Source organism: Thermomicrobiales bacterium, assembly GCA_041390825.1.
Taxonomy (GTDB): Bacteria; Chloroflexota; Chloroflexia; order Thermomicrobiales; family UBA6265; genus JAMLHN01.
In genome coordinates, this window is record JAWKPF010000045.1 from 18454 (window position 1) to 28663 (window position 10210).

Genomic DNA, 10210 nt, shown 5'->3' on the forward strand with positions numbered 1-10210 from the left:
ATAGCCCCTGGATGCAACCTGGGGCGGAGGGGCAGAGTGGCGATCAGCCGTCGAGCAGCCCGCTTCCAACGGCCGCCAGTCGCGCGATCTCGCCCATGACCGGCTCGGCGTCGTGCAGCACCGGGAAGCCTTCGGTGAAGACCGTGACCACCATGTCACCATGCGGACCGCGCACGAAACCGGCGTCGTGCGATACCGTGCCGACCGTTCCGGTCTTCGAACCCCAGGGAAGCGTGCCTTCCGGGAAGTACCGGCCGATGCGCCGGGTGTTCTGTTGCAACGTCAGCATTTCGATCATGCCGTCGCAGCTTTCCCGGGACGCCGCTGCGCCGGTCAGGATCGCGTCGATGCAACTCCGGAAATCATTGGCGGTAGCCCAGTTTTCTGGCGCGCCCTCGCTGGCTGGCACACCGCGCATCTTGCGGCCCAGCGCGGAGCCGGTCATCCCAAGCGAGGGCATGGCCGCATTCACGTTTTCCATGCCGGTCAGATCGATCAGCATGTTGGTGGCGGTGTTGTCGCTGATGCTCATCATCAGATAGACGATGTCGCGCAGGGTCAGCTCCAGTCCGGGATGAAGCTGCAGCAGCACGCCACTGCCGGGGCAGATGTCTTCCGTTGTCAGGGTGAAGCGGTCGTCCAACGCCAGATTGCCGCGGTCGATCTGGCGGAAGATCTCGACCATGATCGGAATCTTGATCGTGCTGGCGGAGATGAACCGTTCATCGCCCCGGTGCGAATATCGCTCCCCGTCGGGAGCCTGCACCGCAACGCCGATGCGGACGCCGTCTGTCTCGGCGTTTGTGACATATCGCTCCAGTGCGTCCCAACGTTCTGCGGCCATCGTTCCCCCGTTTCGCGTCCAGCGTCCAGTGGAGGAAGAGTGTGCACCGGACGCTGGACTCGGGAGTCTGGACCATCACCCATCCGGCAACCCGCGCGCCATGCCGGGAAGCGCTGGTTCAGGTCGGTTGCCCCAGTTGGGTTGCTTGCACGTATCCGATGATCTGTGTCTCGGGTTCGAGGACGGGGTACCAGGTTCCCTGTTCATTCGTGACCGGCTCCCCAAGAATCTGCACGGTGTTGTTCGGGGCCAGGATGTGAACCACGGTCGCGTTTGCGTCCGGCGCGGCGAAGATCGGGGTCATGCCGGTCGTGAGGGCGGTGTCTCCTGGAGCAAAGACGGTAGATGCCTGGGTGGATTGCTCGGTCACCGGGGAAGCCGTCGTAGCCAGGCCGGCGCCATCGATCGGAAAGAAGTAGGCTCCGATCACGTTCCAGGCGACGAAGACCGTGCCATCTGTCCCCCAGACGGGACCCAATCCGAATGCGACTGGCACAGCACTTTCGAGATCGGCGGCCACTTCGGTCGAAGCTCCGGTTTCCAGGTGCGTGACCCAGAAGTCACGCGCCCCGGAGTCGAGTCCCACTGCTTGCAGCAGATACTGTCCATCCGGTGAAAACGTAGCGATCCAGGTGCCCTCGAAGAGATCTGTCTCAGCCGGTGGCTGCGGCACGGCGCTCAGCGCGCCTGTGTTTGCATCGACGAGGCGTAGCGGAGAACGTTGCAGCACCACGAAGCCACTGGTCGCGCTTGGGTAGTACGCAAGCAAGCGGTCGCCTGCCGGGGAGACTTCGCGCAGTACGAGCGGCCCGAATTCGGCGTCATCCGAGCGTGCGAGGAGAGCGGTTGCTCCGGTTGCCGGATCGTAGGTCCAGATGCCGTTGTCGGGGTGCGACAGGTCCAGATTTGTGACCGAGTAGTAGAACCGCGTTCCGTCCGGCGACCATTGGCCACGATAGTAGAAGACACCAGGAGCCTCGGAAACGGGCGCCAACGTCGCAACCTCACCACCTGTGGCGGAAACCTGCGCGATGACATTGGTCGACACCCCGCCCTCGCCAGATGACGAGCGCGAGAAGGTGATGAACTGCCCGTCCGGAGTCCAGGCGGGCGCCACATCGGCGAAGAACTCCGCATCGCCGGTATCGTCATGCAGATCGATGATCGCGCCGTCGTAGTGATCGTCGGTCAGGTTGGTCAACTCGCCGGTAGCCGCGTCCATCACCCAGAGATCGCCGTCCTTGTAGGTGACGAAGGTCTGCTCGCTGAAGGCAAGCCGCGTGCTATCGGGCGACCAGATGACATCTTCGATGCGGAGCATCGTGTTCAAGACCGAAAGGTCGGCGCAACTGACCTCGGCCATGGTCGCCACGTCGTAGACGCAGAGCGATGTCTGGGGCGGAACGGTCGCCGCGAGATACCGCCCATCCGGGGACATGGCGATCGCGCGTCCTTCTGGCAGTTCTACTTGCCGGACCGCGCCACCAACGGGCGCGCCCGCATCGCCGTTCTCCACGACATGAGACGCGACTGGCGTGGATGTGTCCTCCGGTTGGGCCACATCCAGTCCGACGCCTTCGATAGAAAAGAAGATCGCCCCATCGAGCGCCTGGGCAATGAAGACCGTGCCATCGGCGCCCCAAACTGGTCCAAGCGCGTATTCGACCGGCATCGCATCGGCAATCTCGCCTGTCACTCTGGTCGAAACTCCGCTGGCAAGGTCGGTCACCCAGAATGCGCGCGATGCAGAGGACACCCCGACGGCTTGCAGCAGGTATGCGCCATCGGGGGAAAACGTTGCGAGCCAGGTGCCCTCGAAGACTTCGCTTTCCGGAGCCGGGTCTGGAACCTGGCTCACGTCGCCGGTCACGGGATCGACAAATCGGAGCACCGACTTGCCCCAGTAAGCGGACTGCATCAACGCCATCGGGTAGTAGGCGAGCAATCGGTTGCCTGCCGGGGAGACCTGCATGAGCACAAGGGGACCGAGTTCGGCGTCGTCCGACATGGCCAGCTTGCGGATTTCTCCCGTTGCCCGCTGATAGACCCAGATGCCGGTATCCGTGCTGTCGGGATCGCTGTCGTTGAACGAGTAGTAGAGCTGTTGACCGTCGGGCGACCATTGCCCTTTGAAATACCAGGCTCCGGGGATGTCTGAGATCTCCGCGAGCTCTTCCACGGATCCGCCGCTCGCTGGAACCTGCGCAATGGTGTTGCGGGCCAGACCGGGTCCGGCGTATTCCGTGCGGGAGAAGGTGATGAACTGACTGTCCGGGGTCCAGGCCGGCGCGACATCGAAGAAGAACTGTTCGGAGTTGTCACTGCCGGACTCGAGGATGCGTCCGACGTAGCCATCGTCGGTGAGATTGGTGAGCGATCCGGTTGCCGCATCCATCACCCACAGGTCGCCATCGACGAACAGCCGAAAGGCATGCTCCGAAAAGGCGATGCGCGTGCTATCTGGCGACCAGACGATATCTTCGGTGCGGATCCCGGCGGACAACCCGCTGAGATCTGCGCAGCTCACCTCGGCCATCGTCGCCACGTCATAGACGCAGAGCGCGGTGTCGGGCGGTGTCACCGCGGCCAGGTACTGACCGTTGGGGGACATGGCAGCAGCGCGGCCGTGTGGCAGGGTGACCGTGCGCACTTCGCCGCCAACCGGCGTCTGCGCCAGGACAGATGCATGCCATCCGGCTATTCCCAATAGAGAGACGATGAGTGCAGCGGCAACGAGCACACGCTTCATTCGCAAACCTCTTACGCGCAATCCATTACCGGCCACGTGGCCTTGTCGACACGATAGAGCAGCGGGGGCGCCTGCGCCATCGGATGAATGACACATTTCTCGAGCGGTTGCCGCCCGCTGGCTCTACTGCGAATGACGTAGTGCGGTCGGGATCAGGCTGCCCACGACGGGTTGTGATCAGAGACGAGCTCGCGCAACGAAGCAAGCGATGAGCCGCCTCCCATGTCGATCGTCGTCACGGCCGCGGAGCCGTCGATGAGCCCCATGACCACGACGCCATTCGTGGACCAGGTGGGCGCGAACCGCGGATCGAGCTTCGCGTTCTCGATGTTTTCCATCACCCGCGTAGCGTCACCCGTGACCGGATCGGAGACCCAGAGTTGCCCCGGTCCCTGCACCGGCACGAGCAGGTAGAGGATCGATGCGCCATCGGGCGAGAACGTCCCAACGATGCGCGCTGGCAGTGTGGCCTGATCGGGCGGCGGAAGCTCCAGGAACGTGATCTCCCCGGTAACGGTATCGACCAGCCGGATCAACGGATCGGCGATCTGGGTTCCCACGAAAACCTGTGGATGCCAGACCAGTAGCGATGCTCCTGTGGGAGAGATCTGCAGCAATGCCGGCGCTCCGCCGGTCTGCCCGTCTGCCATGGCGAGCGGCGCGGTCAGCCCGGTCGCCGGATCGTAGGTCCAAACGCCATTGCGTGGATCGTCGGCCGATGCGCTCGAATAGGAGTAGTAGAGCGTCGTGCCGTCCGGGCTCCAGGCGGAACGGTGCACGACCACGCCCGGTTCGGTCTCGGAAACACGCGCCAGCTCCTCGACAGAGCCGCCCGCGGCAGCAATGCGCGCCAGCGTCGTGCCCGTCGATTCGCCATTCACCAGGTTGGTGCGCGCGAAGCTGATGAATTGGCCGTCTGGCGTCCACGCCGGCGAGGCATCGACGGTCACCAGCGCCGGAAGCTCGCCGCCAAGCCCGAAGAGATCGTCGACGAATCCGTCGTCGGTCAGGTTGGTCAGCTCTCCCGTCGCCACGTCCATGAGCCAGAGATCGCTGTCGGTGCCGAGCGTGTATCCCATCTCGGTGAACGCGAGGCGCGTGCCATCCGGCGACCAGATGACGTCCTCCGGGCGGGGGGTAATCGGCGCATTCTCCAACGAGGCGCAACTGACCTCCTGCTGGGTGGCGATCTCGACGATGCAGAGCGACACCCGCTGTTCCAGCACGGCCACCTTGGCGCCGTCCGGCGATCCGCCCAGCACCTGACCGGTTCCCCACGAGAGCGTTGTCAACGGGCTTGCGGTGGGCACCGGTTCGATCGCCAGGCTCGTCAACGCGCCCTGGCCAGAAAGCCCCGCGATCAGGATGGTTCCATCGCTTGCCCAATCGAGGAGGTTGCCTGTCTCGACGCCGATCTCGTCCAGTAGCAGCACGGGTTCTGCCTCGCCTGACGGCGCCAACCAGAGTTGATCGCTCGCGCCCATCGTTGGCAACATGAGGAGCAAACCCGATCCATCGGGCGCGAAGGTCGCGACGCTCATCCCCACGAGCGAGGCTGGCACGCTGTCCGGCAGAACGGGGGTCGTGACCTCCTCAGGATCGAGATCGACCAGCCGAAGGAGCACCGAGTCGACTTCGAAGCGCCCATGCGCTTCGGGGTACCAGGCCAGGACTTGGTCGCCGGCGGGAGAAACCTCGAGCAGTGTGAGCACGCCCAGGCTGGGATCATCCGCAGCGGCGATCGGGAAGATCGAGCCCGATGCCGCGTCGAACGCCCAGATGCCGTTTTCGGATGGATCGCCTTCGCTGGAAGTGATGCGGGTGAAGAGGAACAACGCCCCGTCTGGTGTCCAGGCAGTGTGGGAATAGACCGCTCCCGGTTCCTGGGACGTGACGGACGCGAGCGTCTCCACGGTTCCGCCGTCTGCCGGAACCTGGGCGATCGAAGTGCCAGCCGCGGCGCCATCGGTCCAGGTGGAGCGCGCGAAGGTGATGAACTGGCCATCCGGCGTCCACGCCGGCGAGCCGTCGACGAAGATCGGGCCCGTGAAGCCGGAGCCGCTCGTGTTCAGCAGCGAGCCGGTGTAGCCGTCGTCGGTCAGATTCGTCAGCTCGCCTGTGGCGGCATCGACGATCCAAAGATCGGCGTCTTTCCCCAGCAGCAAGCCAAGTTCCGCGATCGCCAGGCGAGAGCTATCGGGCGACCAGACGATCGCGTCGCTGCCGGGATCGGAATCGAGCAGCTCCAGCGAGGCGCACACCGGTTCGGCCAAGGTGGCTGTTTCGTAGATGCAGAGGGAGAGCGGGAGATCGAGGACCGCAATCCGCGATCCGTCCGGAGACAGCCCAACGATCTGACCGGATTCGAACTGGAGTTGCTGGACTGGACCAGCGGCTGGAGAAGCGTTCTGCGCGCGGCCAGACAGGGGAACACTCGAAACGAGCGCGGCCGCGACGACAAACACGGCCAAGATCCAACGATGCATTGTTCATCCTCTTAGGCAGAATCAATTACGAAAAGAACTATTTCAGCGCAGTTTCCCGATTCATGACCTCCTTCACCAAGGGCGCCGTTCGATTGCCGGCGGCATCATAGCGCACCCGCTGTCACCCGTCGGCGCAGCATCAGCCAATGGAACCGTGTTTACCCCATGAACCGGGGCGCGCGGGCGATCACGCGCTCTGCATACTCGCCGGTGTCGTAATCGAAGGTGCCGCCGCAGGTAATCAACGTCACGCTCTCCACCGGAGTCGGGCCGATGATGTCCTGAATGGTGGCGCTGTCCAGGTCGGCAATCTTGTACGTCTTCAGCCAATCGACACTGTAGACGTAGACTGCGCCGTTCTTGCCGATCACCTGAACGCGGTCGCCCTGCTCGAGTTTCCACAGATCGTAGAAGATGGCCGGACCGACATCCCAGTAGTCCAGATGGCCTGCCAATACGACGTTGTTGTCCTGCTCTCCGAGCCGGCCAGTCTCTTTGTACCAGGCCACCACGAACGGCCCGGACGGGTTCAGCATGACGCCGTTCTCGATCTGCTGCTGCTCGATCGTCGCGTCCAACCCGATCGACTCGATGCGCAGCCCCACCGGCAGCACCCCAGGCGGGCGCAATCCCGGCACCGCGTTCACCGGACCCGGACGCGCCCCTCCGCTGGTCGGCTGCTCGCCCAGCGTCTTGGGCGCCACCGTCGAGCTTTGCGCCAGGAGAGCGCTCGCGCGCGACGTGAACGGCAGGGAAACACCCGCGAACGAACCGTTGGCAACCATCGAAACGAAACTCCCCGTCCGGTCTCTTTCAGCCTGCACAATGCCAGCCGGACCTCCGCGCGCCCAGTACGCCGGAGCGAAATCACGCTCAGTATAGGCCCCGTTCCTGAGAAAATGGGGGGAGCGAGTCTCTCAGCCGATCGCCATAACGAATTCAGCGTTTTCTCAGACAAACACATTATGTTTCAGCATGCCGTGAAACCGCATGGCGGCATTGCACGTTTTCTAGTGCAGGCGGCGCGCGCGGCATTCTTCGCCGGTATTCGTCGTTACCTCGGATTCGATGCCGCGAACGTACGCGTATACTTGCGTCAGATACGAACGCCATCGCGTCCCGATGTCCTCGCGCCCCGCACCACAACTTCTGTCGTCCTGCTGAGTCGGTATCGGCTCTGGACGCATCGTAGGTCGAGCACCCGGTGAGCTATTCGTCCTCGTCTTCCTATCATCCATCCTCCCGCCGGCCGGTACCGCGCGGACCGCGGCGGTGGCCGCTCCTGCTGGCTGCGCTGGCGCTTGCGTTCATCGCGCTCATTGGCGGAATCTGGCTCGGCAGTGGCGAATCCCCCGTTGGCCTGCTCGACCGGATGCGCGCCGGTGAAACCCCCGCCGGCGAGATTGCCCAAACCGACCCGCCCCAAAGCGAAAACAATCCCGTGGTGATCGAATCGGCTACCGAAGCGCCGACCGCCACCTCCGAGCCCGAGGAGCCCGAAGGCGACGGTCCTGACCCGAATGCCCCTGCGGTCGACCCCAATGCGACCAACACCCCGGTCGTCACCGCCCAACCGACCTCTGAAAACGATGCGGTTACTGGCTCGTCGACCGATGTGGCGCGCGAGTTCGCTCAGCGTTGGGCAGATGGCGATTACGACGGAATGTACGACCTGCTGAGCACCAATGCCCGCGCCCAAACCAGCCGCACCGATTTCATCGATCGATACGAAGGCATCGCCAGTGAGGCCGGTATCACCGATGTGGCCGTCTCCATGCGTGGCGATGGGGGCACGCAGATTCCCATTCATGTCACGCTGGTCTCCAGTTACCTCGGCGCGATCGAGCAGGACAACACCATTGCCACCACCGAGGAAGACGGCCGCTGGTTGGTCGATTGGTCTCCGTCGCTCATCTTCACCGGGCTTGGGGAAGACTGCATCGACTACACCGAGCTCGGATCGAGCCGCGGCGCCATTCTGGACAAGAACGGCGTCCAGCTGGCGTACGAGGCGGTGGTCAACCAGGTTGGCATCATCCCCGGTCAGCTCACGAACGAGAATGCCGAGATTGCCGCCCTTTCCAAGCTCATCGGCATGAAGGTGGAAGACATCAAGGATCGTTATGAGGACGGTGAGGCCGACTGGTTCATGCCCATCACCCAGTTGCCCGACCCGCTCGACAACACGATTCTCAATGGCATTTCCGAGCTGGACGGCGTGGCCGTGCGCCAGGTCGAATCACGCATTTATCCCTATGGCGAAGTGGCCGCGCACATCACCGGCTATGTCACCGCGGTCAACGCCGAGGACATCGAGGCCAATCCCGGCGCCGGACTGGTCGCCGGTTCGATGATCGGGCGGGCGGGCGTGGAAGCCGCCGCAAACGATCTGCTCTCCGGCCAACCGGGCGGCCGGCTTGCCATCGTGACCTGCAATACACGCACCGAGAAGTCGGTCATCGCCGAGAAGGACGCGGTCGAACCGAAAGACGTGGTGCTCACCATCGACATCGAGTTCCAGAAACAGGTCGATGCAGCGGTCGGCGCTGTGACCGGCAGCGCGGTCGTGCTCGATCCGCAGACCGGCGCGGTCATGGCGCTGGTCAGTCATCCCAGTTTCGATCCGAATATCTTCGTCACTGGCCTGACCGACAAAGACGCCGCCACCGTTTTCGACGAAACCAAATTGCCGTTGCTCAATCGCGCCACCCAGCAGGGATACCCCACCGGGTCGATCTTCAAGGTGATCACGATGTCCGCAGCGATGGCCAACCTCGGCTACACCGGCGACAGCGAGATCTACTGCCCGACCGAATGGACGATTCCGGGCACCGACGTGGTCCGCCGCGACTGGACCTATGAATACGAAACTGGCGAGCAGGGGATGCTCACCCTGCACACCGCGCTCGTCAACTCGTGCAACACCGTCTTCTATGAGCTCGGCTATGAGCTCGATGACAAGGACGAGAACCTGCTGCCGGATATGACCAAGGCCTATGGCCTCGGCGCTCCCACCGGTATTCCCTATCTGCAAGAGATTGCCGGCACGGTTCCCAGTCCGGAGTGGAAGATCGGCAATATCGGCGACTACTGGGCCATCGGCGATGCAGTCAACCTCTCGATTGGCCAGGGCTTCCTGGAAGCAACCCCGCTGCAGATGGCCAACGTCTACGCCACCATCGCCAACGGCGGCGATCTGCTTCAGCCGTTCATCGTGCAATCGACCGTTTCCGAAGATGGCAAGACCGAAGTGGTTGGCGAGCGCACCGTCATTCGCCATCTCCCGCTGGAAGACTGGATGATCGACGAGCTGCAAAGCGCGCTGCGTGACCAGACCAGCAATAGCTGGGGGGCGGGTTCGGTGAGCGTCTTCGGGGATTTCGGCTGGCCCATCGCCGGCAAGACCGGCACCGCCCAGAACGAGCAGAACGTGGCCGGCAAACCGCACTCCTGGTTCGCCGCCTTCGGCCCCTACGGCGAAACCGCCGAGATTGCCAGCATCGTCATGGTCGAGTCCTCCGGCGAAGGTGTCTCCTTTGCTGCTCCCATCACCAGGACCATCTTCAGTGATTGGCTGGCTGATGGTGGTGATACGGAAAACTCGGGTTAGCAGGCAGCACGCGGCACGCAGCAGGCAGAACGAACGGCGCCCGCGTTCGTCGCGCGTCCTGCCGTGAACGACAGGGCTACGAGAAGCCAAGGGTCTCCGACCCTCCCGCTCCGTCGTTCCGAGCAATGTCGAGAGCCTGCCCTGGGCGAAGCTGAATGGGAACCTCTCGTTTCCCCGAAGCAAACTCCTGAAAACCCTGGCCAGCGCCCATCTTCCGCTGCAAAAACCATCGGGTGTTCGAGCCCGTCCGCAGACACCGCTCGAGATCGGTCATTGACGATACCAGCCGGACGCAATACAGTTATCTGGCTAGATGAGCTAGACAGGACGTGCCCAATGATGGAATGGCAATTGGCGGATGCCAAGAATCGATTTAGCGAAGTCATTGCAAAGGCTGAGACCGAAGGGCCGCAAAAGGTGCTCCGGCGCGGTGTGCCGGTTGCCATGGTGGTGTCGATCGAGGAATACGAACGCCTCCGAGGACCCAAACGGTCGCTCAAGGACTTGCTACTCAATGGCCC

The 10210-nt window shown here is 63.3% G+C and carries 5 protein-coding genes; 1 reads left to right on the forward strand and 4 read right to left on the reverse strand.

The genetic code is table 11. The annotated features are described in order from the left end of the window. Window positions 1-43: 43 nt before the first annotated feature. The 4 genes from R2855_18140 to R2855_18155 all read right to left on the reverse strand — a co-directional run bounded on the left by R2855_18140 (window position 44) and on the right by R2855_18155 (window position 6864). Entirely contained in the window at window positions 44-844 is an 801-nt protein-coding gene (locus R2855_18140; protein ID MEZ4532920.1) for a serine hydrolase, read from the reverse strand. Window positions 845-962: 118 nt separating this feature from the next. Further along, on the reverse strand, window positions 963-3593 hold the full coding sequence (locus R2855_18145; GenBank protein ID MEZ4532921.1) for a DPP IV N-terminal domain-containing protein: 2631 nt from the start codon (window positions 3591-3593) through the stop codon (window positions 963-965). Window positions 3594-3745: 152 nt separating this feature from the next. Continuing rightward, complete coding sequence (locus R2855_18150; protein ID MEZ4532922.1) at window positions 3746-6079, reverse strand: hypothetical protein; 2334 nt, start codon at window positions 6077-6079, stop codon at window positions 3746-3748. Window positions 6080-6237: 158 nt separating this feature from the next. Next, window positions 6238-6864, reverse strand: coding sequence for a class F sortase (locus tag R2855_18155; GenBank protein MEZ4532923.1), 627 nt, complete (start codon window positions 6862-6864; stop codon window positions 6238-6240). Between the two features lie 419 nt (window positions 6865-7283). On the opposite strand from R2855_18155, the gene R2855_18160 reads away from it, so the two are divergent. Beyond that, window positions 7284-9689 carry a penicillin-binding transpeptidase domain-containing protein gene (locus R2855_18160; protein ID MEZ4532924.1) on the forward strand — a complete coding sequence of 802 codons (2406 nt, stop codon included), beginning with the start codon at window positions 7284-7286 and terminating at the stop codon, window positions 9687-9689. Window positions 9690-10210: the final 521 nt, after the last annotated feature.